The 26,138-nt window shown below is 37.0% G+C and carries 28 protein-coding genes; all 28 read left to right on the top strand.

The genetic code is table 11. The features are described 5' to 3' along the window. The first annotated feature begins 147 nt into the window (after nucleotides 1-147). The 28 genes from F7984_RS11645 (at nucleotide 148) to F7984_RS11510 (ending at nucleotide 26,134) form a co-directional block, all read left to right on the top strand. Nucleotides 148-1,203, top strand: coding sequence for a YpbB family protein (locus tag F7984_RS11645; protein WP_066107549.1), 1,056 nt, complete (start codon nucleotides 148-150; stop codon nucleotides 1,201-1,203). A 2-nt stretch (nucleotides 1,204-1,205) separates the two neighbouring features. Then, nucleotides 1,206-2,681 carry a RecQ family ATP-dependent DNA helicase gene (locus tag F7984_RS11640; protein ID WP_140461603.1) on the top strand — a complete coding sequence of 492 codons (1,476 nt, stop codon included), beginning with the start codon at nucleotides 1,206-1,208 and terminating at the stop codon, nucleotides 2,679-2,681. Nucleotides 2,682-2,685: 4 nt separating this feature from the next. Next, complete coding sequence (locus F7984_RS11635; protein ID WP_140461602.1) at nucleotides 2,686-3,279, top strand: CPBP family intramembrane glutamic endopeptidase; 594 nt, start codon at nucleotides 2,686-2,688, stop codon at nucleotides 3,277-3,279. Between the two features lie 113 nt (nucleotides 3,280-3,392). Beyond that, nucleotides 3,393-3,851 (top strand): YpbF family protein, encoded by a 459-nt coding sequence (locus tag F7984_RS11630; protein ID WP_066107539.1) that lies wholly within the window; start codon nucleotides 3,393-3,395, stop codon nucleotides 3,849-3,851. 93 nt (nucleotides 3,852-3,944) lie between these two features. Continuing rightward, nucleotides 3,945-4,595 carry a CBS domain-containing protein gene (locus tag F7984_RS11625; protein ID WP_140461601.1) on the top strand — a complete coding sequence of 217 codons (651 nt, stop codon included), beginning with the start codon at nucleotides 3,945-3,947 and terminating at the stop codon, nucleotides 4,593-4,595. 83 nt (nucleotides 4,596-4,678) lie between these two features. Further along, nucleotides 4,679-5,464: a metallophosphoesterase gene (locus F7984_RS11620; protein WP_140461600.1), complete on the top strand. Its 786-nt coding sequence runs from the start codon at nucleotides 4,679-4,681 to the stop codon at nucleotides 5,462-5,464. Nucleotides 5,465-5,538: 74 nt separating this feature from the next. Then, nucleotides 5,539-6,129, top strand: coding sequence for an adaptor protein MecA (locus F7984_RS11615; RefSeq protein WP_140461599.1), 591 nt, complete (start codon nucleotides 5,539-5,541; stop codon nucleotides 6,127-6,129). A gap of 263 nt (nucleotides 6,130-6,392) precedes the next feature. Continuing rightward, nucleotides 6,393-7,658: a Glu/Leu/Phe/Val family dehydrogenase gene (locus F7984_RS11610; protein WP_066107527.1), complete on the top strand. Its 1,266-nt coding sequence runs from the start codon at nucleotides 6,393-6,395 to the stop codon at nucleotides 7,656-7,658. Between the two features lie 181 nt (nucleotides 7,659-7,839). Then, nucleotides 7,840-8,814, top strand: a complete 975-nt coding sequence (locus F7984_RS11605) for a YpdA family putative bacillithiol disulfide reductase (RefSeq protein ID WP_066107522.1) — start codon at nucleotides 7,840-7,842, stop codon at nucleotides 8,812-8,814. A gap of 37 nt (nucleotides 8,815-8,851) precedes the next feature. Then, nucleotides 8,852-9,817: an asparaginase gene (locus F7984_RS11600; protein ID WP_066107519.1), complete on the top strand. Its 966-nt coding sequence runs from the start codon at nucleotides 8,852-8,854 to the stop codon at nucleotides 9,815-9,817. A gap of 108 nt (nucleotides 9,818-9,925) precedes the next feature. Continuing rightward, nucleotides 9,926-10,606 carry a glutamic-type intramembrane protease PrsW gene (gene prsW, locus F7984_RS11595; protein WP_066107516.1) on the top strand — a complete coding sequence of 227 codons (681 nt, stop codon included), beginning with the start codon at nucleotides 9,926-9,928 and terminating at the stop codon, nucleotides 10,604-10,606. Between the two features lie 419 nt (nucleotides 10,607-11,025). Further along, nucleotides 11,026-11,874 (top strand): spore cortex-lytic enzyme, encoded by an 849-nt coding sequence (sleB, locus tag F7984_RS11590; RefSeq protein WP_066107513.1) that lies wholly within the window; start codon nucleotides 11,026-11,028, stop codon nucleotides 11,872-11,874. 10 nt (nucleotides 11,875-11,884) lie between these two features. After that, nucleotides 11,885-13,246, top strand: coding sequence for a germination protein YpeB (gene ypeB / locus F7984_RS11585; RefSeq protein ID WP_066107512.1), 1,362 nt, complete (start codon nucleotides 11,885-11,887; stop codon nucleotides 13,244-13,246). A gap of 122 nt (nucleotides 13,247-13,368) precedes the next feature. Next, on the top strand, nucleotides 13,369-14,028 hold the full coding sequence (locus F7984_RS11580; RefSeq protein WP_140461598.1) for a flagellar brake protein: 660 nt from the start codon (nucleotides 13,369-13,371) through the stop codon (nucleotides 14,026-14,028). 49 nt (nucleotides 14,029-14,077) lie between these two features. Beyond that, nucleotides 14,078-14,257 carry a DUF5359 family protein gene (locus F7984_RS11575; protein ID WP_139891728.1) on the top strand — a complete coding sequence of 60 codons (180 nt, stop codon included), beginning with the start codon at nucleotides 14,078-14,080 and terminating at the stop codon, nucleotides 14,255-14,257. A gap of 128 nt (nucleotides 14,258-14,385) precedes the next feature. Beyond that, complete coding sequence (cmk, locus tag F7984_RS11570; protein ID WP_066107501.1) at nucleotides 14,386-15,066, top strand: (d)CMP kinase; 681 nt, start codon at nucleotides 14,386-14,388, stop codon at nucleotides 15,064-15,066. Then, nucleotides 15,063-15,644 (top strand): lysophospholipid acyltransferase family protein, encoded by a 582-nt coding sequence (locus F7984_RS11565; RefSeq protein ID WP_066107498.1) that lies wholly within the window; start codon nucleotides 15,063-15,065, stop codon nucleotides 15,642-15,644. Before cmk ends, F7984_RS11565 begins: the two co-directional genes overlap by 4 nt. Before the next feature lie 141 nt (nucleotides 15,645-15,785). Next, the gene (gene rpsA, locus F7984_RS11560) at nucleotides 15,786-16,925 is read left to right on the top strand and encodes a 30S ribosomal protein S1 (protein ID WP_066107495.1); all 1,140 of its coding nucleotides are present in this window, start codon (nucleotides 15,786-15,788) and stop codon (nucleotides 16,923-16,925) included. A 414-nt stretch (nucleotides 16,926-17,339) separates the two neighbouring features. Continuing rightward, nucleotides 17,340-17,966, top strand: a complete 627-nt coding sequence (locus F7984_RS11555; protein WP_066107492.1) for a YphA family membrane protein — start codon at nucleotides 17,340-17,342, stop codon at nucleotides 17,964-17,966. A 285-nt stretch (nucleotides 17,967-18,251) separates the two neighbouring features. Further along, nucleotides 18,252-19,562, top strand: a complete 1,311-nt coding sequence (der, locus tag F7984_RS11550; protein ID WP_066107491.1) for a ribosome biogenesis GTPase Der — start codon at nucleotides 18,252-18,254, stop codon at nucleotides 19,560-19,562. 21 nt (nucleotides 19,563-19,583) lie between these two features. Next, the gene (locus tag F7984_RS11545) at nucleotides 19,584-20,618 is read left to right on the top strand and encodes an NAD(P)H-dependent glycerol-3-phosphate dehydrogenase (RefSeq protein ID WP_066107488.1); all 1,035 of its coding nucleotides are present in this window, start codon (nucleotides 19,584-19,586) and stop codon (nucleotides 20,616-20,618) included. Between the two features lie 264 nt (nucleotides 20,619-20,882). Beyond that, nucleotides 20,883-21,083, top strand: coding sequence for a DUF2768 domain-containing protein (locus F7984_RS11540; protein ID WP_066107485.1), 201 nt, complete (start codon nucleotides 20,883-20,885; stop codon nucleotides 21,081-21,083). Nucleotides 21,084-21,117: 34 nt separating this feature from the next. After that, nucleotides 21,118-21,819 carry a hypothetical protein gene (locus tag F7984_RS11535; protein ID WP_140461682.1) on the top strand — a complete coding sequence of 234 codons (702 nt, stop codon included), beginning with the start codon at nucleotides 21,118-21,120 and terminating at the stop codon, nucleotides 21,817-21,819. A 284-nt stretch (nucleotides 21,820-22,103) separates the two neighbouring features. Beyond that, nucleotides 22,104-23,582 carry a stage IV sporulation protein A gene (gene spoIVA / locus F7984_RS11530; protein ID WP_066107482.1) on the top strand — a complete coding sequence of 493 codons (1,479 nt, stop codon included), beginning with the start codon at nucleotides 22,104-22,106 and terminating at the stop codon, nucleotides 23,580-23,582. A 393-nt stretch (nucleotides 23,583-23,975) separates the two neighbouring features. Further along, entirely contained in the window at nucleotides 23,976-24,248 is a 273-nt protein-coding gene (locus F7984_RS11525; protein ID WP_049670554.1) for an HU family DNA-binding protein, read from the top strand. A 173-nt stretch (nucleotides 24,249-24,421) separates the two neighbouring features. Next, complete coding sequence (folE, locus tag F7984_RS11520) at nucleotides 24,422-24,988, top strand: GTP cyclohydrolase I FolE (protein WP_066107479.1); 567 nt, start codon at nucleotides 24,422-24,424, stop codon at nucleotides 24,986-24,988. A 32-nt stretch (nucleotides 24,989-25,020) separates the two neighbouring features. Further along, nucleotides 25,021-25,248 (top strand): trp RNA-binding attenuation protein MtrB, encoded by a 228-nt coding sequence (mtrB, locus tag F7984_RS11515; RefSeq protein ID WP_066107475.1) that lies wholly within the window; start codon nucleotides 25,021-25,023, stop codon nucleotides 25,246-25,248. A 127-nt stretch (nucleotides 25,249-25,375) separates the two neighbouring features. Beyond that, nucleotides 25,376-26,134 (top strand): heptaprenyl diphosphate synthase component 1, encoded by a 759-nt coding sequence (locus F7984_RS11510; protein WP_066107470.1) that lies wholly within the window; start codon nucleotides 25,376-25,378, stop codon nucleotides 26,132-26,134. Nucleotides 26,135-26,138: the final 4 nt, after the last annotated feature.

Here is a 26,138-nt window from a genome sequence, read left to right as displayed (position 1 = left end):
AAAACTCATGGTATAACTTTTCAATAGCCAATATTTCGCGTGTTTTTAGCGAATAAAGGAAAAATAGGCTATTGAATTTTAAGCATGAGGGTACAACTATTTGGTAAGATAAAAAGTGTCAGACATGTAGGATAAAGGGGTTAAAACATGATTATACCATATTTTGACGGATTAATACTGTATTTAATAAATGCATTAAAGGGGCAAAGAACAGTATATTCCCCTTTACATATACTTAATGGGAAAAAATCCTCTCAGCCCATTCAAGATGCTCGTTTGTTTAATATATCTCGGTTTTTTGGCGTACTTCCAAAGTTAAAAAGAGAGACTTGGGATCAAAAGATTATTGAATTAACCAAAAAAGGATATATAAAAGAAACAGGTATTAATACCTATGTCTGTACGCAGCATGGTAAACAAGCACTTTCCTTTTGGGAAAAGGATTATCCTCAGTTAACTAACCTGGATGGTCGTACCTTTCAAGATGCAGCTCATGGATTTTGGATGAGGCTGCAATTATTGGTACAAACGTCTTCCTGTTTGCTAAATGGCAATCATTCTTTCATTGCGGTTTCCCGTAATCAAGAGGAACAACTGTTAGTGAAAAAATTATTTAAAAAGATTCCTCTCTCTTCAATGGAATTGGCCCAGCTTCTATATCAGGAGCTTGATGATTTATTAAGTAATGTAAATGAAGCCGGAGCAGAATTAATTGTTTCAGCCTTCTCAGGTCACCAGCATGCGGGTTTGACAATCGAACAGGCTGCACGAAAGCTTAATATAGATGTATTTTATGCGAGACTTCTCTTTTGGGATACTATTCATTATATGCTTAAAGCCAGTGTTCAGTCTCCTTATATACTATTGAAAGAACTTGTGCTTATAGGTAAACCTGTTCAATCTCTTTTAACTGCTTCTACGCAAAGAACATTAAAAATGCTGCAAGCCGGGATGTCCAAAGAAGAAGTAGCAGCCGTACGGAATTTAAAAACGAATACGATTGAAGATCATCTTGTTGAAATCGTTTCAAACGTACCTGATTTTCCGATAGATGATTTTGTAAGTGCAACAGAGAAAGAACAAATCAAACAGGCCATTGCTACTAATGAAACAAAACAGTTAAGATCTTTAAAAATGGTCCTTCCATCTGAGATAACTTATTTTAAAATCAGGCTCGTTATGGCAACTATAAAGGAAGTGTAAGTATGCAGCCGCTAGAAGCTCAATTAGAAAAAATGTTCGGATTCCAAACGTTTCGAACTGGACAGAAGGAAGTAATAGAATCCATTATCACCGGCAAAGATACACTTGCTATGCTGCCAACTGGGACCGGTAAAACCTTGTGTTTTCAGATGCCCGGATACTTGATGGATGGATTGGTTATTATCATTTCACCATTGTTGGCTCTTATGCAAGATCAGGTAGAACAAATGAAGGCGAAAGGCGAAAAAAAGGTTGCCTCCTTAAATTCATTTTTAACCCTGCAGGAACGGGATATGGTGCTGAGGTCATTATCATTATTAAAATTTTTATATATCTCGCCAGAAATGCTGCAATCCAGATTTATTTTAGATAAATTAAAAAAGCTCAACATTGCATTGTTTGTTGTAGATGAAGCGCACTGTATATCACAATGGGGTTATGATTTCAGACCGAGTTATTTGCAGCTCGGCCGTATTAGAGAAGAACTGAATAACCCATTGACCTTAGCTTTAACAGCTACTGCTACTCCTGAGGTTCAAGAGGATATTTTAAAAAATTTATGTATGGAGGATGCGGCGAGAGTAATCCATAGTGTGAACAGGGAGAATATCAGTATCCTGGTAGAAGAAGCCGCTGATTATCAGCATAAGCTTCAAATTTTAATTGATGCACTGAATAAAGTGCCAGGTGCAGGGGTTATATATGTATCCAGCCGAAAACTTGCTGAACAATTAAGTGGATTTCTACTAGAAAAGGGCTTTGATGGTGTTGCTTATTATCATGGCGGTATGGAAACTAGTGACCGAATCCTGATTCAGCAGCAATTTTTATCTGGGCAGTTAAGAATCATAGTGGCCACCAATGCATTTGGTATGGGGATTAATAAAAATGATATACGATTTATTTTACATGTAAACATGCCGTTGAGTGTGGAGGCATATGTACAGGAAATAGGCAGGGCTGGAAGAGATGGATTGCCGGCAGTGGCCATATTGTTATATTCAGAAGGCGATGAATGGCAAGCTTCCCATCTGATTGAAAGAGATTTTCCAATTCGTTCAGAAATTGAATGGGTTATTCATCATGAGGCCTCCAATCTTACAGCTGAGGAGTTTATTGGTGATGACAAAATAGAACGGATAAAAGAATTAAATAAGGCTTTATTAAAGGGGAATATTCTTGACCCCTATGAACGAATTGAGCGAATAGATGTAGAACTGGAAAATCGAAAAAAAGAAAAACTCATGAAATTATATCTATTGAAAAAATGGATTCTTTCCACTGAGTGCAGAAAGAGCAGCATCGCTTCCTATTTTAATCAGGAGCTACAGAATAAAACAAAGACTTGTTGTGACCGGTGTGGAGCAACACTAGATGAACTTATCGGTATCCTTCCAAAACAACGGCAAGACATCCCTCGGGAAGATCAAAATTGGCGAATGCAATTGAAACAATTATTTACTGGAAGGGCAGAGTAAACAAATGAAAAATAAACAGGCAGAGCTCGTGAGTCAGCTAAAGGATGAGGAACTATACAAGGCATTGATTCAAACTCAATTGCTTTTGCTTATAATCTCCTCTTTTTTGGGTATATGGGTCTTTGATGATATACAGGAGTTTTTATTGTTATTTGATTTTCAAGATTGGTCTATCCTTCTTATAGGAATCCCAGCCGGATTGCTGGTAGTTCTCTACGACTTACTTTCGATGAGGTATCTTCCCGAGAGATACTTTAATGATGGTGGAATCAATCAACGTATTTTTAGTTCTCTCAATGGACGGCAACTAGTCTTTATTGTCCTATTAGTCTCGATCAGTGAGGAATTATTATTCAGGGGAATCATTCAAACATATGTTGGTTTATGGATGGCCAGCCTCATATTTGCACTAATCCATATAAGGTATTTATATAATGTATACTTGTTTGTGAATATCTTGTTGCTAAGTTTCTTTATTGGGTTTATCTATGAGTGGACAGGCAATTTATTTGTTACAATCGCGATGCATTTCACCATTGATTTAATCCTTGGATTTATCATAAATAAGCAAGCAGGCAAGGTAAAAGCAGTCTTATAATCGATTTAGTAAAAGTAAGCATGTATAGGGAACGGGTAAATAAATAATGGACAAGAATTACATAATTGACCGCTTCTTTTCATAAACATGATTATGAAAAGGAGAGGTGGTTTATGGAAGCGTATATCAATGATTTGGACGAACATACCGATGAGGCTACAAAAATAATGCTCAACAATGTGGTGAAAAGAAAACGCAAGTTCGATCATTATAAATCCCGTCATTTTTTATTTATTTACATTACATTAGGTTTAACAGCAATTCTAGTTGTTTATGTATATAAGAACATTATTCCTCTTTATTCTTATTCTTTTATGTCCATGTATAACTATTTTTTTGACAATGAGTTTATCATTCTCTGTATGCTAATGCTTGCCTTTATGTATGGAGGGATGCTTTATTACAAAAAAAAGATGGACAAGGCAGAAAAGGAATTTCACGCACTGCGATGTGAGATTATAGATAGGAGTAAGGATCTATGGAAAAATGATGTAGCTTGGAAAAATAGACATATCCTCTTTAATAAATTTAAAGATTTATATGATATTAATCTTTTTCACGAAAATAAATAATTTTTCACAAAATAGGCAGGTAAAGTCTGAGATTTGTCGAATAAGTATCAATTATAGGGAATGTTTATACTAGATTGCGGTGGGGGTGCTTTGATGTTTGTAAAGAATATCATGATTTCAAAATATCATTGTCATACGGTTTCTTACAATGATACTCTTCAAGAGGTTTTCTCGGTGCTGGATGAACATCAAATTGAGGGAGTGCCAGTTCTTAAAGGAAATAAGTATATAGGTACGATCACAAGGTATCGAGTATACAAAGCAGCCTTCTTATCAGAGCTGCCGAGAGATATTTTTTTAAAGGAAACAAAAGCAGAATCGATCGCTGAGGTAAACAAAACATTAAAAGAAGACGAAATATACGAAAATATATTTTTGGACTTAAAAGAGATACCTTTATTAGCCGTAGTGGATGATTACGAGTATTTCCATGGCATTGTTACGCGCTATGATATAATTGAACAATTCCAGAGTACCTTTGGCGTTCATGTACCTGGTGTGAGGATAGCATTAACTACAGTCGAAACCAAGGGGCGTATTGCCAGGTTAACTGAGATTGCAAGGCAATATCAGCAACAAATAATTTCATTAGTTACCTTTGATGAAACCGATAAACTTTTAAGGCGCATTGTCATTAAAGTAGTGAAAGCGCCGAATGTAGATAAATTTATCCGTAAATTAGAGGAATCAGGCTTTAGAGTCTTGCATATTGATGAAAAAGTTTTGCATATTGATCAAAAATAAAGATATAAATAAATGTAGAGCTAGTCATTTATTAGGCTGGCTTCTTTTAGTTATAAGATATAAAGGATTGAAAGGGAGATACTATGGCAGTGCTGTTCTTTTTTGGTTTATTAATTGCTTTATGTGTGTGCTTACTCATATATATGTACAGGCTTGCGCATCAGGACCGAGTGATTGATCATACGTTTGAATTCAGTACATTTCCAAGTGATGAGACCATCACAATCTTTTTTATTTCAGATATACATAGGCGGGTCATCAGTAATGAAATTATTGGGCAGGTAAAAGGGAAGGCTGATTTTGTTTTAATTGGCGGTGACCTAGCTGAAAAAGGGGTACCGCTAGATAGAATAAAAGAAAATTTAACTAAATTAAAAAGTGTAGGTCCTGTTTATTTCATATGGGGTAATAATGATTATGAAATAGATAGACATGAACTGGATGCACTTTTTGTAGAGTTGGATATCCATGAATTACTAGATACAAGCGTACTGTTTGAAACAAAGGATGGCGGTAAAATATGCCTGCTTGGAATTGACTTTTATGATGAAGAGGAACAAACGGGGCGGCTTGATTTGGCAATGGAAGAAGCGGAATCTGACAGTTTTAGAATTCTAGCCAGTCATACTCCGAAAATTGAAAAGGAAATTGAGAAATCATATGGAATTGATTTAGTATTGAGCGGCCATACACATGGGGGACAAATTAGGATTTTTGGAATGGGCAGATATAAATTGGGCGGCGTCAGCGAGAGGAATGATACGACCATCCTAACAAGTAATGGATATGGAACAAGCTTACTTCCGCTGCGATTAATGGCAAAACCTGAGACTCATTTAATCCATTTAAAGAAGTTAACTCCTTCATGATTTTAAAACAAGGTACCGACTGTGACTCCCTTCATACAATGGAATGGAGAGAGTAGCTACAGGAGGATTTTTTCATGAAGCTTAAACAAATCAATCCGACATTGTTCAAACTATTTATTCCCTACGATGAATTGAAAGACAGAGGTGTTACCTGTCAGGTGCTAACCAGTCATTCGGTGGAAACCCATAGCTTTTTTTATCATATTATTCAAGAAGTGCTTGAAGAATGTGGGAATTTGGTTGCTGGATTTTTTCAGATGGATGTATACTCTTATCCATGCTACGGAATCTATATAATTTTAAAAAGGGATGCGTACAATTTAAACGAAGATCTCGAAGAAGAAGAAGAAATAGAAGGGTACCTATCTGTTAATATAATGAAGCGAGATCAAGTCATATATGAATTTGCGGAGTTTGATGATGTGGTACAAGCTTGCAGAATTATAAAGACTAGCTGGAATGTGAAAGGAATCCTTTATTTTTGGAAGTCCAAATACTATTTAGAGATAAAAGAAGATACTCTTATAAACCAAGCAACTCTTATGTCTATTCTTTTGGAGTTTGGAGAATTCTCGACCTTGAGTAAAGAATACCTGTCGGATTACGGACACAGGATAAGTAAAGAGAATATAATTACTATTATAAAAAAATATTTCCTATCATAATCGCATCTAAAAGATGTGGTTATTTTTATTTAATCTAAGCGTGTTTATAAAGGCCAAAACAGTACTCTTGCACTTTCCAGGCTTTATTAAGTATACTGAATTTATAAAAGCGAATAATAAATCTGAATATTTTTTCAAAAATTTTTGTTTTGTAATTTTTAACCCTATTATTCTATTATTTCACTTTCCAGACAATTGCCAAAGTTGTATACTTATGCTGGTAGGAAAATATTACTTATTATACATCTGTAGGAGGTACTATAATGACAGCCGACCATCATTCCACTGAGGACAAACTAGATGTTTTAAAATCGACTCAGACTGTCATCCATAAGGCTTTAGATAAGCTTGGATATCCAGAAGAGGTATTTGAATTATTGAAGGAACCGCTTCGTATGCTAACTGTGAAAATCCCTGTTAAAATGGACGATGGTTCTGTAACGGTTTTCACTGGTTATCGTGCTCAACATAATGACGCTATAGGTCCGACAAAAGGTGGAATTCGTTTTCATCCTAATGTTACAGAGAATGAGATTAAAGCTTTATCCATATGGATGAGTTTGAAATGTGGCATTGTAGACTTACCGTATGGAGGGGCAAAAGGCGGTATCATATGTGATCCGCGCAATATGTCTTTTCGGGAATTGGAAAGGCTTAGCCGTGGATATGTCAGGGCGATAAGCCAATTGGTCGGTCCTACAAAAGATATCCCGGCACCGGATGTTTTCACCAATTCACAGATTATGGCCTGGATGATGGATGAATACAGTCGTATAGATGAATTTAACTCTCCGGGATTTATTACCGGTAAACCGCTTGTTCTTGGCGGTTCACATGGCAGGGAATCAGCCACTGCCAAAGGGGTAACTATTTGTATCCATGAAGCGATTAAAAAACGTGGAATGGATTTAGTAGGAGCGAAAGTTGTTGTCCAAGGCTTTGGAAATGCAGGAAGCTTTTTGGCAAAATTCATGCATGATGCCGGTGCCAAGGTAATCGGTATTTCAGATGCAAATGGGGCTTTACATGATCCCGATGGCCTTGATATTGATTACTTGCTGGATCGTCGAGACAGCTTTGGTACAGTAACCAACCTATTCACGAATACGATAACCAACCAAGAATTACTTGAACTGGAATGTGATGTTTTGGTACCTGCCGCAATTGAAAATCAAATTACAGACGAAAACGCTCACAATATACGAGCGAAGATTGTCGTTGAAGCTGCTAATGGTCCAACCACTTTGGAAGGAACGCGTATTCTAACAGATCGCGGTATACTGTTAGTACCGGACGTTTTAGCTTCTGCCGGTGGTGTTACAGTATCTTATTTTGAATGGGTACAGAATAATCAAGGATACTATTGGACTGAAGAAGAAGTTGAGGAAAAATTACAAAAAGTAATGGTTAAATCATTTAATACCATCTACGATACAGCTCAATCCCGCCGTGTAGACATGCGCCTCGCTGCCTATATGGTTGGGGTACGGAAAATGGCCGAAGCATCGCGTTTCAGAGGCTGGATTTAATACTGCAAACAATAAGAAAGTTTTCTGTCCCTCGTGAGATAGAAAACTTTTTTGCATGTGGTGGATGAGTTTAGGTTCTAAAAATGTTATTCTAAAAGGGTTATTTAAATATTCATTGAGAAGTACTAGATACTACATACAAATTGAAATTCCAGTTTACGGTTATTTGGAGGAAAGAAGTATGCACTATGAAGAAGCAATTGTGATTGGCGGCGGACCATGTGGTATGTCAGCTTCCATTAGTTTAAAGGAAATTGGTAAAAATCCATTGATTATTGAAAAGGGGAATATTGTTAATTCGATTTATCATTACCCAACACATCAAACCTTTTTCTCAACCAGTGAGAAATTAGAAATTGGGGATGTCGCTTTCATTACTGAAAATCGGAAACCTATTCGACTCCAGGCATTAACATACTATAGAGAAGTAGCGAAGAGGAAGAATCTCAGAATAAATACATATGAATGTGTGGAAGTAATAGAAAAGCAGAAGAATGGATTATTTAGAATAAAAACAACCAAAAATGAATATGAAACACCATACTGTATCATTGCAACGGGCTATTATGATCAACCAAATATGATGAATATACCAGGTGAAAATTTGGATAAGGTATACCATTATTTCAAAGAAGGACATCCTTTCTACGATATGGATGTGGTTGTGATCGGTGGCAAAAATTCAAGCGTAGATGCTGCGCTAGAGCTTGTAAAAGCGGGAGCAAGAGTAACAGTCATATATCGGGGAAATGTTTATTCAAAAAGCATTAAACCTTGGATTTTGCCCGAGTTTGAATCATATGTCCGCAACGGAATTATCAAAATGGAATTTAATTCAGTCGTAAAAGAGATTAAAGAGCAAACTGTAATTTATGAAAAAGAGGGGCAAATAATCGAAATACAAAATGATTTTGTTTTTGCTATGACAGGGTACCATCCGGATTACAGCCTTCTAACCAATGTAGGTGTTGAAATACAAAGTGATACAGGGAAACCAATGATTGATGAGCAAACAATGGAAACAAACATAGAGAACCTATTTGTGGCTGGTGTGATTGTGGCCGGAAATAATGCTAATGAAATTTTTATTGAGAATGGAAGATTTCATGGTGGACAAATAGCAAATGCGGTAAAAGATAAGGAAGGGTTGGAGTAGCATTAAGAATGCTTGATTACTTGTTAAGAGGTGTAAAATGAAGAAAATTTCACTAATTACGACTGGTGGAACGATTGCCAGTAAAGAAATCTCTAAAGGACTTCTGAATTCGGGTGCTATGAGTGGTGAGGAATTAGCAGCACTCTGTCAGTTGCCGGAGGGTTTCGATATAAAAATTATAGATTTAATGCAAAAGCCTTCCATGCATATTGGTTTCGAAGATATGGTTTTAATAAAAGAAGCCATTGAAAAGGAATTGGAGGATGAAGGAGTTTGTGGAGTGGTAGTCACTCATGGAACGGATTCGTTAGAGGAAACGGCTTATTTTCTTGATCTAACAACTAAAGATCCAAGACCAATAGTGGTAACAGGCTCACAGCGCTCCCCTCAGGATGTCGGAACCGATGTATATTCCAATTTACGGAATTCAATCTATGTAGCCGCAAATCAACACTTAAAGCATAGCGGAGTTTTGGTTGTCTTTAATGAGCGGATATATTCTGCAAGATACGTGAAAAAAGTCCATGCTTCGAATCTCCAGGGCTTTGAATCATTTGGTTATGGATATCTTGGAATCATCGATAATGATGTAGTCAGCGTCTATCAAAAGCCGATCTATAATGAATCTTACAAAATCGGTCCGGAAATACCGCGCGTTGATATCGTAAAATGCTATACAGGTGCAGATGGGATTATGATTGATGCCGCTGTAAATGCCGGCGCACGTGGAATTGTGCTAGAAGGAGTCGGCCGTGGGCAAGTAACACCTTTAATGGTCAACTCAATCCAATCTGCTTTGGATAACGGGATAACAATTGTTATCAGTACAAGTGCGGAAGAAGGAAAAGTGTATCCTGCCTATGGATACCACGGCAGTGCGCATGACCTGCAAAATAGGGGTGTGATTCTAGGTGAGGATTATGACAGCAAGAAGGCAAGATTGAAATTGGCCATATTATTATCCAATGGTAATGTCGATATCAAGGCTGCGTTTAAGTTGTAGGGTTCGAATTACACTAATCACATGAAAGCTGTGAGAATTCTTGATTTTCTTTTTTTTTCGTCCGTGTTACGATTAAAGGACGAAAGAGTAAAAAAGAGAGGGTAATCCATGTTAAATATATTAACAGCGGGCGTTGCACCTGGTATAGCCTTGCTAATTTATTTTTACCTGAAAGATCAATATAACACTGAGCCTGTATCAGTTGTATTTAAAGTATTTATCTATGGTGCGTTATTTGTCATACCTGTTATGTTTATTCAATATGTCATCCAGGCAGAAGGGCTTTTTCTTTCTGTTTGGGCTGATGCCTTCTTTGAAAAGGGAATGGTAGAAGAGCTGATTAAGTGGGCTTTATTCCTTTGGTTGATCTATGGCCATGTTGATTTTGATGAACCCTATGATGGAATTGTTTATGGAGTTTCTATTTCTTTGGGGTTTGCAACATTGGAAAATATCCTCTATTTATTTTCGAATGGGCTTGAATATGCATGGGGAAGAGCGATGTTCCCTGTTTCAAGTCATGGACTGTTTGGGGTCATCATGGGCTTTTATTTTGGGAAAGCCAAATTCCAAACCCAGCCCAGGTTAAAGCTGACTTATATGCTGACAGCCTTGTTCATTCCGATTGCCTTGCATGGTTCCTTTAACTATATATTGATGGAGCAGGAAAAATGGTATGTATATTTAATTCCATTTATGTTCTGTCTATGGGGTCTCGGACTTTGGAAAGTAAAAAAGGCAAGAATTTTAACAGAAAAGGCTTTTAAACAGTCATTTGAATCAGTTTAATAAACTGTAAACTGCAGTAAAATAGAAACAAACACTAAATCTAAATCTGCTTCTTTTTAGGAGTAGATTTGATTAGGGTTTGTTTTTTTTATTTTAAAGGATGTTTTATCTATTTATGTTGTCTGCGGCTTTAATCCTCCAGGGTAAATAAAGGTCATGAATTCATCCTGAAATTGTTGCTTATTATGTTACAAAGAATATGCTTCATACCCCACTGCTTCTACAATCCTAAATGATTTTTCCCTACCTCCATTCAACTTTTCTTTTCTCTGCTATCAGCTCAAAAAGCTTTTGTATGCAACTTATTTTTATAATCATCAATCCTCTAGTTTGAAAATGATTTTCATGTTGGACTGAATATTTTATATGTGTTTGCAAAAACTACCCTTACTGTCATTAATTCTACAGGAGGGCATGAAATGAAGGGTTTAGTAAGGAAGTTAGTATCCTTTTCAATAATTGGTTGTTTTTTATTCCTCTCACCCATTTTTGATATCCAGACTGAAGCATTTACCAATCAAGTGATTCAAAGGGGAGCTGTCGGAGATGATGTCATCGAATTACAGGCGCGTCTTCAAAATATAGGCTTTTATCATGGAAAAATAGATGGGGTCTTTGGATGGGGAACATACTGGGCATTGCGTAATTTTCAGGAACAATTCGGCTTACCTATTGATGGGTTAGGTGGAGCAAAGACTAAAAGTAAACTGGTTAGCGCCTCTAATTACAATGCTTCCTGGGTGAAAAAACAAATCAATTCAGGAAATGAGTTTACTTATTATCAGGGAACTCCAATTGAGCATCAAGTTAAGCCAAAATCATCATCGAATAAAACGACAAAATCAACAAATACGGCGAAAAAGAACACATCCACAAAGACGACCGGTACAGCTGCAAATATACCAGCTGGATTTTCGGAAAGTGATATAAAGTTAATGGCGAACGCAGTTCATGGTGAAGCGAGAGGTGAACCATACGAGGGTCAGGTAGCAGTTGCTGCGGTTATTTTGAATAGGGTCCAAAGTTCATCGTTTCCAAATACAGTTTCAGGGGTTATATTTCAGTCGGGAGCATTTACTGCGGTAGCTGACGGACAAATCTGGCTTGAACCTAATGAGAGTTCAAGAAACGCAGTTATAGATGCTATCAATGGTTGGGATCCGACCGGTGAAGCTGAATATTATTTTAACCCGGAAACAGCGACAAGTTCATGGATATGGAGTCGTCCGCAAATAAAAAAAATCGGCAAGCATATATTCTGCAACTGAGGTGAATGTAATGATAAGAAATATCGTGATTGCTGTATTGCTAATCGGTTTAGTTGGAACAGCGTACTGGGCATATCAGGATCATCAAGAAAAAATAGCTATCATGAATCAAACCGAGAATAATTATCAGCGTGCCTTTAATGATCTGAACTATCAAATTGATGTGTTAAATGATAAAATCGGGACGACATTGGCTATGAATACAAAGGATTCTCTATCTCCGGCATTGGCTGAGGTTTGGAGATTAACAAGTGAAGCGCATAATAATGTTGGTCATTTGCCCCTAACATTAATGCCATTTCATGAAACGGAGAAATTTTTAACAAATATCGGTGATTTCGCCTATAAGACATCTGTGCGAGATTTAGATAAAAGTCCGCTATCTGATGAAGAATATAATACATTAAAAGCTCTGTATAGTGACGCAACGGAAATAAGAGATGAGCTAAGGAGTGTTCAAAGGAAAATCAGCGACAATGATTTACGTTGGATGGATGTGGAAACAGCCTTGGCGGATACGAAGGGGGACAGCCAACGGGACAACCAAGTTATTGATGGACTTAAAACGATAGATAAAAATGTAAAGTCAATTGGACAAAAAAGTGAATATGGACCTACATTTACATCTGTGGAGGAAAAAAACATAGATTATAAAAATTTGTCCGGAAAAGAAATAACCCGTAAGGAAGCAATTGAACTGGCAAAAAAATATACAGGTGTCTCTAATGCTAAAACTGTCAGCGTAACTGCAAATAAGGATGGTTCAAAATACGAGTTCTATCATGTGAATTTGAAGAGTGCTTCTACAGGTAATATGATTGGAATCGATTTGACTAAAAAAGGTGGACATCCAATTTATATTATTAATGATCGTCAAGTATCCGATGCTAAGATCGGGTTAAACGATGGATATAAGAAAGCTCGGCAATATCTGAATAACATGGGCTATCAGAATATGGAGTTATTTGAAAGTACTCAATATAATAATGTTGGTGTTTATACGTTTGTAACGGTTAAAGATCAAGTGAGGATCTATCCTGAAGCAATCCGTATCAAAGTAGCACTAGATAATGGAGATATCATCGGATTGGGAGCAGACGATTATCTTCAAAATCATGATAAGGAAAGAAAAATTAATAAACCGGCTATCACTGAAAAAGAAGCTGAAAAGCAAATCAGTGGAAAAGTAATGATTATGGAAAAAAGATTAGCCGTTATCACAAATAATTTATATGAAGATGTACTCTGTTATGAATTTATGGGAACAGTAGGCGATGATACCTACCGAATTTTTATTAATGCAGAAAACGGGCATGAAGAAAAAGTAGAAATCATGCATGAAGCAAGAAAAGTGTATGATGATGTCTCATAAAAAATAATCTAAGGAAAAGGCTGGAAACGGTCTTTTCCTTTTTTTGTATTTTCTGTCATAATAGTACATAAGTCCTTGTTTTGGAATATTCTTACACATGTCAGAGGGGAAATGGTTTAACTATGTTAACAATCGGAATGACCATCATACTTGAGAAGAGCCAATTAGATCAGCCTGAAACATATAGATGCAAGTTAATGGATGTTAGAGATGGGATTCTTTATATTGATTATCCAGTTAATATATATACGAACAGAATAGATTACTTTATAAATGGAACGAATTTCAGGGGAACATTTGTTGGAAAGGATCAAAATACCTATCTGTTTAATACGGAAATCCAGGGAAGAGTAAGGGAAAATATACCTTTGCTGCTTTTAGATTATCCTGGTGATGAATATCTGGAAAAAATTCAGCGAAGAGAATATGTGCGTGTAAGCTTGTCCACAAAAGTAAATGTACAGCCCATTAATAATGAATTCCCCCCCTTTACGGCATTAACAACGGATATTAGCGCAGGAGGAGCAGCAATCATTGTTCCTCAAAATTTAAAGATTGATACTCATACTAATCTAATACTGCAGTTTACATTTGAGATGAGAAATAGGGAAGTGTGTGAACTACCCATTCAGGTACAAGTGAAAAGAATTGTCGAAGTTTTGAATAATAGAAAAAAAGTATCTGTCGAATTTACCGAAATCACTGAAGCAGAACGGCAAATTTTGCTGCGTTATTGTTTTGAAAGGCAATTGGAGGAAAGAAACAGAGGTTTTGGGGATTAAATACATATCTGTATGGACAAACTCATAAGTAAGAGGAGGATTGTTCCATATGAATGCGGTAGAGCGATTTATCAAGAAAATGGCTATCATTCAACTTTTATTTTTATTATTTTTTCAGCTTGTTTTTCATCGTGAACATACCTTTACTAAATGGAAAACACTCGCAAGATATGAAGGCGTCATCGAAAATAATTATACAGCAATTATGGATGCAATTTCCAATAAATGAATATTTAGGTTTTCTAAAGACAAAGTAAAGTACTTTGTCTCATTTTTTTACATTCATATTGATTTATATCCTGTAAAGCTGTGTTAAAATAGTCATGATTAATTTTTGTGTACAACAAGGAGGAACAAATGAAAAAGAAATTATCGATTGCTATTGATGGTCCTGCTGCTGCAGGTAAAAGCACAGTAGCGAAAATTATTGCTAGAAGGCTAACATACATATATATTGATACAGGTGCAATGTACAGGGCTTTAACTTATAAGGCATTAAATAATGGAATAGATCCGAATAACGAAGCAGCTCTTTATGATCTATTAATGTCTACGGATATAAAATTGCAGAATAGTGAACAAGGACAAGATGTACTGGTTGATGGAGTTATTGTATCTGAAGAGATAAGAACGCCGAATGTAACTAAAAATGTTTCCGCTGTCTCTCAGCATAAACTGGTCCGTGAAGAAATGGTTCGACGACAACAGCTCCTGTCTGAACAAGGCGGCGTTGTAATGGATGGCAGAGATATAGGTACTCAAGTTATGCCAAATGCTGAAGTCAAAATCTTTATGCTTGCAAGTGTAGATGAGCGTGCCAAAAGAAGACATGAAGAAAATATCTTAAAAGGGTTTGACTCGGATATTGAACAATTAAAACAAGATATTGCGGCCCGTGATAAATTTGATTCAGAAAGAGAAGTATCTCCTTTGAAAAAAGCAGCAGATGCAATTGAACTTGATACAACAAGTCTTTCAATTGATGAAGTGGTGGATGCTATTATGAAGATAGCGAATGAGAAAGGAGTATATGGATGAGCTTTTATAGATTTGCCAGGGGCGTAGTAAAGATAGCTCTAACTCCCTTATACCGTGTCTCAGTTTCAGGAAGAGAACATTTTCCTGAGACAGGCGGTGTTTTATTATGCTCCAATCATATCAGTGAATTAGACCCGCCAGTTGTAGGGATGACGTGCCCGCGGGATGTTCATTTTATCGCTAAAGAAGAACTGTTTAATGTACCTGTTCTTAAAACTATTTTACCGCGTGTTCATGCCATTCCTATTAAAAGAGGTATGAGTGACCGGAATGCCTTGCGAAAGGGATTGGGTGCTTTAAAAGATGGACATGTCTTAGGTCTGTTTCCTGAAGGAACTCGCAGTAAGACAGGCGAATTGGGAGAGGGTCTTGCGGGTGCAGGCTTCTTTGCGTTGAGAACGGACGCTAAAGTTATTCCCTGTGCCGTGATTGGTTCCTATAAACCATTTTCTAAAACAAAAGTTATATACGGTCCTCCAATTGACATGGAAGAATACCGTAGTCAAAAAGCCTCCCCTGAGGAAGTGACGAAAGTCATAATGGCTCATATAAAGCAATTGATTGATCAAAACCGCTAAACATCCTGCTTGACAAATAGTACAAATTATAAGAAGTTAGAAAAAAGAGATTATTTAGAATATTGTTTAATACTGGCGGATTAGTGGTATTAAATATAAATTGAAAGGTAATTGAACCCGTGATCGTTAGGAGGAGTACATATGACAGAGGATATGAACAATATTAATGTAACCGAGTTTAATGTAGGCCAAAGAGTGCGTGGGACTGTAACTAAAGTTGAAGAAAAACAAGTCGTAATTGAAGTTGAAAATAGTAAGCATGATGGCATTGTCCCTATCAGTGAGCTCTCCAGTCTGCACGTTGAAAAAGCTTCAGATGTGGTGAAGGAAGGGGACGAGCTTGAGTTTGAGATTATCAAAGTCGAAGATGAAGCTCTGATTCTATCGAAAAGAAAAGTAGATGCAGAAAAAGCGTGGGGAGACCTGGTTGTTTCATTTGAAAATGGTGAAATAATTGAAACTGAGGTTAAAGACGTTGTAAAAGGCGGTCTAGTTGTTGACTTGGGAGTACGTGGATTTGTACCTGCCTCGCTTGTCGAAGATTATTTCGTTGAAGATTTCTCTGACTACAAAGGGAAAGAGCTAGCGTTTAAGATTGTAGAGCTGGACCAAGAAAAAAACCGCTTAATCCTTTCACACAGAGATGTTGTGCGTGAAGAGAAAGAAAAGAAAAAAATTGGCGTTCTGGAATCTTTACAGGCTGGCCAAGTCCTTGAAGGAACGGTTCAGCGAATAACTGATTTCGGCGCATTTGTTGATATTGGAGGTATTGATGGTTTAGTTCATGTATCTCAGCTTTCTCATGAACATGTGGACAGACCTTCAGATGTTGTCTCAGAGGGAGACAACGTCCGAGTCAAGATTTTATCTATTGACCGTGATACTGAAAGAGTTTCATTATCCATAAAAGAGACCCTGCCTGGACCTTGGTCAGATATTACTGATAAAGCAAAAAAAGGCAGTGTTTTGGAAGGGACGGTTAAACGTCTTGTATCCTATGGTGCTTTTGTGGAAGTATTCCCTGGTGTAGAAGGTTTGGTGCATATTTCTCAAATTTCACATAAACATATCGGCACTCCTCATGAGGTTATGTCTGAGGGAGATGTTATTAAAGTTAAAGTGCTTGACGTGAATGAGGATGAGCACAGATTATCTCTAAGTATTAAAGAATTGCAAGAAAATCCAGCTGCTGAAATGGATAACTATGAACTCCCTGAAGAAACAAGAGGCTTCCAATTAGGTGAAATGATTGGAGAGCAGTTAAAGAATTTAAAAAAATAAAGTAATGTGTTAGATGCCCTTACAGGCTTGCATGCTTTAGGTTTAATATTAAGTAAAAATCAGCCCTTCTCAGGTATAGAGAAGGGCTGTTTCTATGTATAAACAAAAAATCGAATAAAGTTACCAATCAGCGTTATGCTTCACTCTGTATTATTTAGTTTTGTGAAATGACCCGAGGATTAGAGTGTAACTTGGTCGTGATTGCGATTAAAGGGCCAGAATTAGCGTGGCTGAAAAAATCTGTTATGTAGAATATATGTTTATGAAAGTGAGGGTGTCTTTGGGTATCTACTGAATTTATAGAAAAGAATCGAATGCCCTGCTTACCGAAGATGTGTTAAATAAATCAATTTCCTATTACATTTGAAATGTTTAAAAAAATTGAAAGTTGGCATACTGCTAAGGGAGGTTTTTATGCATGAAGGTTATTTATTTTTCAGTTTAATGTGGCTTGGGTGTTGGTATTTTATTTTTATATCAGATGAATCGGTTAAGATAAGACGGAGAGGAATGATCAGACTATTGGCAGGGATTTGCTTTGCCGGTCTGTCCATCCATATATTCAGTATACATTTAAATCTGTTTTTTATTGCGGCCCTGCTTTGGTCTTTTTATCAATGGAGACATTGGACGAATAAAGAATTAATTAGAATGACAGTCGCTATTTTTTTTATTACTATTGCCTTTATATGTATTAGAATTTATTCAGTTCTATATCCAGTATGGTTTATTGTAAACTGGATTTATATTGCGGCCGGTATGCTGGTTGTACTGAGTATAATCTTTTTAGAATCAACTAAAAGGGTCAGTATACTTAGTGTTGCCATTATACTTGGTGAAGCAGTTTATTCAGGGATTTTATATGTTTACGGGTTTCCAGTTAAAGCGATAGGTACATTTGAATCATTGGACCTTTTGTTACTGGCGATAACCATTACTATCCTTTTAAATAAAACCAATAATCTATGGACAAAAAGAATACCGAGGCGAAGGATTTATCATCAGCAGCATGTAGGGTTAAAAGGTAAGGGCGTTAGATAAAAACCTGTTGGATAAATTCCATTAAGAAAAGTAATTTAGTTTACTTTTTACCGAGAATATTGAAAGGAAAACTCCAAGGGAGTTTAAATTTCACGTCAAAAATAGTAAGGAAATATAGCAGAAGAGTTGTTACTTTGCGAAACGTTTGCTATCATAATATAGTTAGACCCTTCTTTATGATTAAGAAGGGTTCTTTTTTCATAAAATATAAATACATTAAACATGCTAACAATTCAGTGAAAATAAACAGGAATTTAGCTAGGATAGTTGAAAGGATGAACGACCATGCCAAAACCAGTTGTAGCCATAGTAGGCAGGCCGAATGTAGGGAAATCTACAATATTCAATCGGATTGTAGGAGAAAGAATATCAATTGTAGAAGACGTAGCCGGAGTAACCAGAGACAGGATTTATAGTTCTGGAGAATGGTTAAACCATGAATTCAATATTATTGATACAGGCGGTATTGATATAGGGGATGAACCGTTTTTAGAACAGATTCGTCAACAGGCAGAGATTGCTATTGATGAAGCGGATGTTATTATTTTTATGACGAGTGGCAGAGAGGGATTGACTTCTGCTGATGAAGAAGTGGCAAAAATTCTTTATCGTTCAAAGAAACCAGTAGTCGTTGCTGTAAATAAAGTGGATAACTTTGAGATGCGCGATCAGATCTATGATTTCTATGCATTGGGCTTTGGTGAACCAATAGGAATCTCTGGCTCTCACGGAATTGGAATTGGGGATTTGCTAGATGCTGTTGTACAAAGCTTCCCTGATCACCAAGCACCTGACTATGACGAAGATGTGATTAAGTTCAGCTTGATCGGTAGACCGAATGTTGGAAAATCCTCATTAGTTAATGCGATTTTGGGTGAAGAGCGCGTTATTGTAAGTAATATCGCAGGAACAACAAGAGATGCGGTCGATTCTCCATATAAATATAATGGCGATGATTATGTCATCATTGATACCGCTGGAATGAGGAAAAAAGGTAAGGTATACGAAAGTACTGAAAAGTACAGTGTTTTACGTGCATTACGAGCTATTGAACGTTCAGATGTTGTCCTAGTGGTCCTCGACGGGGAAGAAGGCATTATTGAACAGGATAAAAAGATTGCTGGGTATGCCCATCAGGCAGGACGAGCTATCGTTATTGTAGTGAACAAATGGGACGCAGTTGAAAAAGATGATAAAACGATGAAGAAGTTTGAAGAGAAAATTAGAGCTGAATTCCAGTTCCTTGACTATGCTCCAATTGTGTTCTTGTCTGCTAAAACGAAAGCACGTATCCATACTTTGCTTCCAATGATTAATTTGGCAAGTGAAAACCATGCACAGCGTATCCAAACGAATGTCCTGAATGATGTTATAATGGATGCAGTAGCAATGAATCCAACGCCAACCCATCACGGCAAAAGGTTGAAAATATATTATGCTACACAAGTGGCCGTTAAGCCGCCATCCTTTGTTGTCTTTGTAAATGATCCAGAATTAATGCACTTCTCCTATGAACGCTTCCTGGAGAATAAAATTAGAGATGCATTTGGATTTGAAGGAACGCCTATAAAAATATTTTCTCGACTACGTAAATAATTTTTTTGAGGAGTGGAGTCTATGCAACAATCAGTCACCATTTTGGGAGCAGGTTCGTGGGGAACTGCACTTGGAATTGTCCTTGCAGATAACGGACATGCGGTAAAAATCTGGGGGCATGAGTTAGAACATGTCAATGAGATAAATCGTGAACAGGCAAATATTCGTTATTTACCTGATGTCAAGCTCCCTTCCGCTATTAAGGCATACTATGATTTGGAAGAGGCATTGTCTGGCTCAGAGGTTATTGTTTTTGCTGTACCGACTAAAGCAATTCGTGAAGTGGCCCGCAAGGTTAAAGCGATTGTCCAGGATAAAGTGACAATCGTCCATGTAAGCAAAGGGATCGAGCCAGATAGCTTGCTGCGTATATCTGAAATGATAGAAGAAGAAATTTTGGATATAGCAAAAGATATCATTGTTCTCTCCGGCCCAAGCCATGCTGAAGAGGTAAGCAGAAGGATTCCTACAACCGTTACGGTTGCTTCTAAAAATATGGAAGCAGCAGTGCGTATTCAGGATTTATTTATGAACCAAAATTTCCGCGTGTATACGAACCAAGACTTAGTTGGTGTGGAAATTGGGGGTGCCTTGAAAAACATTATTGCCTTAGCAGCTGGGATTACGGATGGACTTGGATACGGAGATAATGCCAAAGCCGCTTTGATGACTCGCGGTCTTGCAGAAATCACTCGTCTGGGTGTGAAGATGGGAGCAAACCCGTTAACATTCCTTGGATTAACAGGTATCGGTGACCTTATTGTAACATGTACAAGCGTCCATTCAAGAAACTGGCGTGCCGGTAATATGCTTGGAAAAGGAAAGAATCTTGAAGAGGTTCTTGAAAGCATGGGAATGGTTGTTGAAGGCGTGAGAACAACGAAGGCAGCTTATCAGTTGTCGGAGAAATACCAAGTGAAGATGCCAATTACGACTGCCTTGTACGATGTCCTGTTTAATGACAAGGATATTAAGACAGAAGTAGATGATCTTATGACTAGAAGCAAGAAGCATGAAATGGAAGATTTGATGGATAGCATGATTAATAATCATTAATCAATGATTTTGTCAAAAAATAGGCATTTGTTACTTGCTAAGATGGTCATTTAAACATAGTATACTTTATAAAAGACTGAGCCAGCATAAACTTAGTCTAAGTCTATATATTTAGTCCAGGACGGAAGTTTGGGTATATAAAACCCGAGCTTCCGTTTTTGTTTTCTTTTAGGTATATTTTGGGTTATAATAGCAAAGGTTGAAAAAATATTATTCTTTTTAAAAATATGGTAAAAAGAATTGATGAAAAAGGGGTGCCGAATATTGAGCATAGCAATGCAAAAAATGTGGATTTCGATTGCTGGGATGGGCTTAATGGCAATCGCAGTGCTGGCTATATATCTAAGCAGATATAAATTAAAGGGTATATTAAAATATCTTTTAGCCACGATAGCCTATGTATCTATGTTTATAGCAGCCATTATTATGGTCATTATTATTGTGAGTGGTCCTACAAATGGATAAAGTGTTGAATAAGATACCACATAAAATATCTGGAATGACATTCTTGCTGTGTACTATTCTTTTTCTATCCGGGTGTATGTATCCGCAGGAGAATTTACAGCAAAACCAGGTACCCTATGAAGATCAGGTCGAATCCGTTCAGAAAGCTGTTTTGGAATATAGAAAAGATAATGGCGGCAACCTGTTGCCGATTGTGACAAAGGATCAAGATACACCGTATTATATGAAATACATAATTGATTTTCAGAAATTGGTTCCAAAATATATGTCTGAAATTCCGGGAAATGCCTATGAAAATGGCGGGATTTTTCAATACACACTCGTTAATGAAGAAACAAATCCAACTGTTAGGCTGATTGATTTACGTTTAGCCGAGACAATACGGGATACCAAGCTGCAAATTCAATCACAGGGCTATCCTGCGTTTGAAGAAAAAATTGGTACCAATGTCTATGCGCTCAACTATAAAAATATGGGATTTGACAAGGAACCTACCGTGAAAAGTCCCTTCACAGGTAAATCGTTACACCTTGTTTTAGGTGAAGATGGCGAATTGTATATTGACTATACACCGGATTTATATGATTTACTTATTGATCGTTCGGCGGGATTTAAAAAGGGTGAAGATATAAGAGCAGAGTTAGTGAAAGACAGCCTCTTTGTTCCTGCCTATTCATTACCTTATACATGGGATCAAATAGCAAATAAACCTGTCTTTATGGCAATTGAGGAATAACCTTTCTTTTACAAAATATATTGTAAAAGAAAGGTTTTTTTTATTCCAGATTGTATTTTAAATTTTGACATCTCCTGAATAATTCGGTGCTTTATCATGATACTCCGAATAATTGGTTCATTTTTAATCAAAATAGCAGTCGGTTGTTTACATAAAAGGAGAGGAGAGAAAAAACTAGTCATAAGTTTAATGGGCTATAGCATAAATATATAGTGTCCAAGTTTATAAGACTATCAATAATTACGTATATGTACTCATATATGGAGGAATCGGGAGGGGATCTCTTGGAAAGGGTCGATATATTTAAGGATATAGCCGAGAGAACCGGCGGCGATATATATTTAGGAGTAGTTGGAGCCGTTCGGACGGGTAAATCTACATTTATTAAGAAATTTATGGAGTTGGTTGTTCTTCCTGGTATGAAAAGTGAAGCTGAAAAAGCACGTACGATTGATGAATTACCACAAAGTGCAGCAGGAAGAACGATCATGACTACGGAACCTAAATTTGTGCCGAACCAGGCAGCGCAGGTTCAGGTAGACGAAGGGTTAGAGGTCAATATTCGTATGGTTGACTGTGTAGGATATACCGTTCCTGGTGCGAAAGGATATGAGGATGAGAATGGGCCAAGGATGATTCATACGCCTTGGTATGAAGAGCCAATTCCGTTTCATGAAGCAGCTGAAATTGGCACTCGTAAGGTCATACAGGACCATTCTACAATTGGCGTTGTAGTGACGACAGATGGGTCAATAGGAGAGATACCAAGGTTAGACTATGTAGATGCTGAGGAAAGGGTCGTAGAAGAGCTAAAAGAGGTTGGAAAGCCTTTTATCATGATTATTAATACAGTCAGCCCTTATCACCCGGATACAGAGATTCTGCGTGCTAAGCTTCAGGAAAAATATGATATCCCGGTGCTTGCCATAAGTGTTGAGAGCATGCGGGAAGGGGATGTGTTAAATGTCCTGCGGGAAGCATTGTTTGAGTTCCCTGTTCTGGAAGTGAATGTGAATCTACCTAGATGGGTTATGGTGCTTAATGAAAATCATTGGCTGAGGGTCAGCTATCAGGATGCTATAAGAGAAACGGTTCAGGATATTAAAAGGCTTAGAGATGTTGATAGACTCGTCCATCTTTTTGAAGAGTATGAGTTTGTTGGTCATGCTTCATTGGCTGGGATTGAAATGGGCCAGGGAGTAGCCGAAATAGATTTATCAGCACCTGATGAATTGTATGACCTGGTTCTAAAAGAGATTGTGGGTGTTGAGATACGAGGGAAGGATCATTTGCTTGAATTAATGCAGGATTTTGCTTACGCGAAAGCGGAGTATGACCAGGTCGCGGATGCCCTTAAAATGGTTAAACAAACGGGTTATGGTGTTGCTTCTCCTTCTCTGGCGGATATGAGTCTGGATGAACCGGAAATCATTAGACAGGGATCCAGGTTTGGAGTTAGGCTGAAAGCTGTGGCGCCATCCATTCATATGATAAAAGTAGATGTTGAATCAGAATTTGCCCCTATAATCGGAACAGAGAAACAAAGTGAAGAATTGGTTCGTTATTTAATGGCGGATTTTGAAGATAATCCTCTGAGCATCTGGAATTCAGATATATTTGGCCGCAGTTTGTCTACTGTAGTTCGTGAGGGAATCCAAGCTAAATTAAGTTTGATGCCGGAGAATGCACGATATAAATTAAAGGAAACGCTTGAAAGAATCATTAATGAAGGATCTGGCGGATTAATTGCCATTATTCTTTAACAGATACAGAGGGTTTTACGGACCGTAACGGATCCGTAATCCTCTGTATTTTTTTGCAAAAATCAAGTGTTTTTATAAATGCTTTAACTTTCAAAATACCTCAAATAAGAAGATATGGCAATAAAAATAGAAAAATAACCTACATTATTCGAATAAATGCCTGTAAATTCGCCAATTTACTTGATATGGTCTATGGATTATGATAATCTTTTATCAGAAATCAAGTTCAAAGCAAAAACCCTTATATATCAATGTTTATCAATGGTTTTTTATGTTAAAAATGATTAATGACAAATTATTTCAAGTTTTTGTTTTGACTGATGAAAATATTTCATTACAACTTAAAAAGTATTGAAGTAGAATGGAAGCATACTTTGGGAGGAGGTGAATGGCATGAACAAAACAGAATTAATCAACGCTGTTGCTGAAGCTAGCGAGCTTTCTAAAAAAGACGCAACTAAAGCAGTAGACGCAGTGTTCGAATCCATTTTAGAAGCTCTTAAAAATGGAGATAAAGTACAATTGATTGGTTTCGGTAACTTTGAAGTTCGTGAGCGTGCTGCTCGTAAAGGACGTAACCCGCAAACTGGTGAGGAAATCGAAATCAGTGCCAGCAAAGTACCTGCATTCAAACCAGGGAAAGCACTTAAAGACGCTGTTAAGTAATTTTTACATACGATTTTACTTGAATAAGCGCTATACGCGATTAGAGTCATTACCAATTTCTTTGGTAATGACTCTTTTTCTATTATGAAGTCCATAATCTATGGCTCTAAGAATAAAATGTGCTACTATGGAAATAGTTGAAATTAGGTATAGCAATGGGAGGAAGACATAAAATGAGTGAAATCAATCGCGGTAAAATAGAAGAAGCAGTGACAATGATTTTGGAGGCTCTTGGGGAAGATCCAACAAGGGAAGGGCTCCTGGACACACCTAAACGTGTAGCAAAAATGTATGAAGAGGTATTTTCCGGATTGAGACAGGATCCTAAAGAATATTTTGAAACGGTATTCGGTGAAGATCATGAAGAATTAGTCCTTGTTAAGGATATCCCTTTTTATTCTATGTGTGAGCACCATCTCGTGCCATTCTTTGGAGTGGCACATGTGGCCTACATACCAAAAGGCGGACGTGTTACAGGTTTGAGTAAATTAGCCAGAGCGGTCGAAGCAGTGAGCAGAAGGCCGCAATTACAGGAACGGATTACATCAACTGTTGCAGATTCTATTATGGACACACTGGCTCCTCATGGAGTGATGGTCGTAGTTGAAGCTGAGCATATGTGCATGACTATGAGAGGTGTTAAAAAACCAGGATCGAAGACAATTACTTCCGCAGTAAGAGGAACATTGGCGACAGACTCAATCTCCCGTCAGGAAGTATTAAGCTTAATTAATAAATAATCATGAGATAAAAGTTGAAAAGGAGTAAGAGAATGGAGAACCTTCAATCAAATGATTTTGTAGTTATAAAAGCATTGGAAGATGGAGTGAGTGTTATTGGATTAACCAGAGGTGAGGATACTAAATTTCATCATTCAGAAAAGCTTGATAAAGGTGAAGTGTTATTTGTTCAATTTACAGAACACACATCAGCTATGAAAATCAGAGGAAAAGCGGTTATGTACACGCCATACGGTGAAATAGAAAGTGAAAAGGAATAACCGATTATCTATTCTCTCCTTTTAAACCATTCGACAGCAATTTAAAAGGATAGTAAGATAAGTATGATGAATACGTAATGTGCCGATTATGGTACGGAATCAGAAGTGGAAGCATGGGTGATTACCATTGGATAGCATCAATAATGAAGTCATACAATTTAATAGTGAGATAAAGAAACTTATCTATCATTCTTTAATATTAGATCATATTGATCGGCCAGTCATAAATGATGATATGATAGCGGTTATGGTTAAAATTCTGCGTGATGCCAATGTGGATCAAAAGTTTATGCCATATTACATAGTATCTGTCATGCTTATGCAAATTGCCCTGGATACCCATGAGGGAGTTTCAAACACAGAGGAATCCGAAAGTCCGGCAAAATTAAGGAAACGGCAGTTATCGATTTTGGCTGGAGATTATTATAGCAGTATGTATTATCATATATTGGCGAAAACAAAAGATATCGAGTTTATTAACCTAATGTCCAGGGGAGTTCAGGAAGTGAATGAGGCTAAGGTACACTTATATATGGATAAGGATGCTGATATAGATACATTAGTAAAGTATCTTAAACAGATTGAAACCATACTGGTCGAAAAAACAGCTGAGTATTTTAACGTAATTGAACAAAAGGATTTGTTTATAGACTTTTTATTATGGAATAGATTAATGGCAGAATTGGACGGTTATCAAAATAAGTGTAACTCTAAATTTATTCAAGCCTTACAATCAATACATAGTGTAAATGATGAAACTGCTGATAAAATATCAGATTTACTTAAAAGGGAAATTACAAAGGTAAGTGATAGATTAAGATCAGCTATGTTGCAATACAATTTTAAGGATGAAATGGTTTTACGGATTGAGACAAGTATAAGGTAATCTT

Origin of the sequence: Pradoshia sp. D12, assembly GCF_008935075.1 — a bacterium.
GTDB lineage: Bacteria > Bacillota > Bacilli > Bacillales > Pradoshiaceae > Pradoshia.
This window is presented reverse-complemented; position numbering and strand designations above follow the sequence as displayed.

Excerpts from the sequence above, each read along its gene's own strand:
- F7984_RS11645 (WP_066107549.1), top strand. The coding sequence starts at position 148 with ATGATTATACCATATTTTGACGGATTAATACTGTATTTAATAAATGCA.
- F7984_RS11640 (WP_140461603.1), top strand. The coding sequence starts at position 1,206 with ATGCAGCCGCTAGAAGCTCAATTAGAAAAAATGTTCGGATTCCAAACG.
- F7984_RS11635 (WP_140461602.1), top strand. The coding sequence starts at position 2,686 with ATGAAAAATAAACAGGCAGAGCTCGTGAGTCAGCTAAAGGATGAGGAA.
- F7984_RS11630 (WP_066107539.1), top strand. The coding sequence starts at position 3,393 with ATGGAAGCGTATATCAATGATTTGGACGAACATACCGATGAGGCTACA.
- F7984_RS11625 (WP_140461601.1), top strand. The coding sequence starts at position 3,945 with ATGTTTGTAAAGAATATCATGATTTCAAAATATCATTGTCATACGGTT.
- F7984_RS11620 (WP_140461600.1), top strand. The coding sequence starts at position 4,679 with ATGGCAGTGCTGTTCTTTTTTGGTTTATTAATTGCTTTATGTGTGTGC.
- F7984_RS11615 (WP_140461599.1), top strand. The coding sequence starts at position 5,539 with ATGAAGCTTAAACAAATCAATCCGACATTGTTCAAACTATTTATTCCC.
- F7984_RS11610 (WP_066107527.1), top strand. The coding sequence starts at position 6,393 with ATGACAGCCGACCATCATTCCACTGAGGACAAACTAGATGTTTTAAAA.
- F7984_RS11605 (WP_066107522.1), top strand. The coding sequence starts at position 7,840 with ATGCACTATGAAGAAGCAATTGTGATTGGCGGCGGACCATGTGGTATG.
- F7984_RS11600 (WP_066107519.1), top strand. The coding sequence starts at position 8,852 with ATGAAGAAAATTTCACTAATTACGACTGGTGGAACGATTGCCAGTAAA.
- prsW (WP_066107516.1), top strand. The coding sequence starts at position 9,926 with ATGTTAAATATATTAACAGCGGGCGTTGCACCTGGTATAGCCTTGCTA.
- sleB (WP_066107513.1), top strand. The coding sequence starts at position 11,026 with ATGAAGGGTTTAGTAAGGAAGTTAGTATCCTTTTCAATAATTGGTTGT.
- ypeB (WP_066107512.1), top strand. The coding sequence starts at position 11,885 with ATGATAAGAAATATCGTGATTGCTGTATTGCTAATCGGTTTAGTTGGA.
- F7984_RS11580 (WP_140461598.1), top strand. The coding sequence starts at position 13,369 with ATGTTAACAATCGGAATGACCATCATACTTGAGAAGAGCCAATTAGAT.
- F7984_RS11575 (WP_139891728.1), top strand. The coding sequence starts at position 14,078 with ATGAATGCGGTAGAGCGATTTATCAAGAAAATGGCTATCATTCAACTT.
- cmk (WP_066107501.1), top strand. The coding sequence starts at position 14,386 with ATGAAAAAGAAATTATCGATTGCTATTGATGGTCCTGCTGCTGCAGGT.
- F7984_RS11565 (WP_066107498.1), top strand. The coding sequence starts at position 15,063 with ATGAGCTTTTATAGATTTGCCAGGGGCGTAGTAAAGATAGCTCTAACT.
- rpsA (WP_066107495.1), top strand. The coding sequence starts at position 15,786 with ATGACAGAGGATATGAACAATATTAATGTAACCGAGTTTAATGTAGGC.
- F7984_RS11555 (WP_066107492.1), top strand. The coding sequence starts at position 17,340 with ATGCATGAAGGTTATTTATTTTTCAGTTTAATGTGGCTTGGGTGTTGG.
- der (WP_066107491.1), top strand. The coding sequence starts at position 18,252 with ATGCCAAAACCAGTTGTAGCCATAGTAGGCAGGCCGAATGTAGGGAAA.
- F7984_RS11545 (WP_066107488.1), top strand. The coding sequence starts at position 19,584 with ATGCAACAATCAGTCACCATTTTGGGAGCAGGTTCGTGGGGAACTGCA.
- F7984_RS11535 (WP_140461682.1), top strand. The coding sequence starts at position 21,118 with ATGACATTCTTGCTGTGTACTATTCTTTTTCTATCCGGGTGTATGTAT.
- F7984_RS11525 (WP_049670554.1), top strand. The coding sequence starts at position 23,976 with ATGAACAAAACAGAATTAATCAACGCTGTTGCTGAAGCTAGCGAGCTT.
- folE (WP_066107479.1), top strand. The coding sequence starts at position 24,422 with ATGAGTGAAATCAATCGCGGTAAAATAGAAGAAGCAGTGACAATGATT.
- mtrB (WP_066107475.1), top strand. The coding sequence starts at position 25,021 with ATGGAGAACCTTCAATCAAATGATTTTGTAGTTATAAAAGCATTGGAA.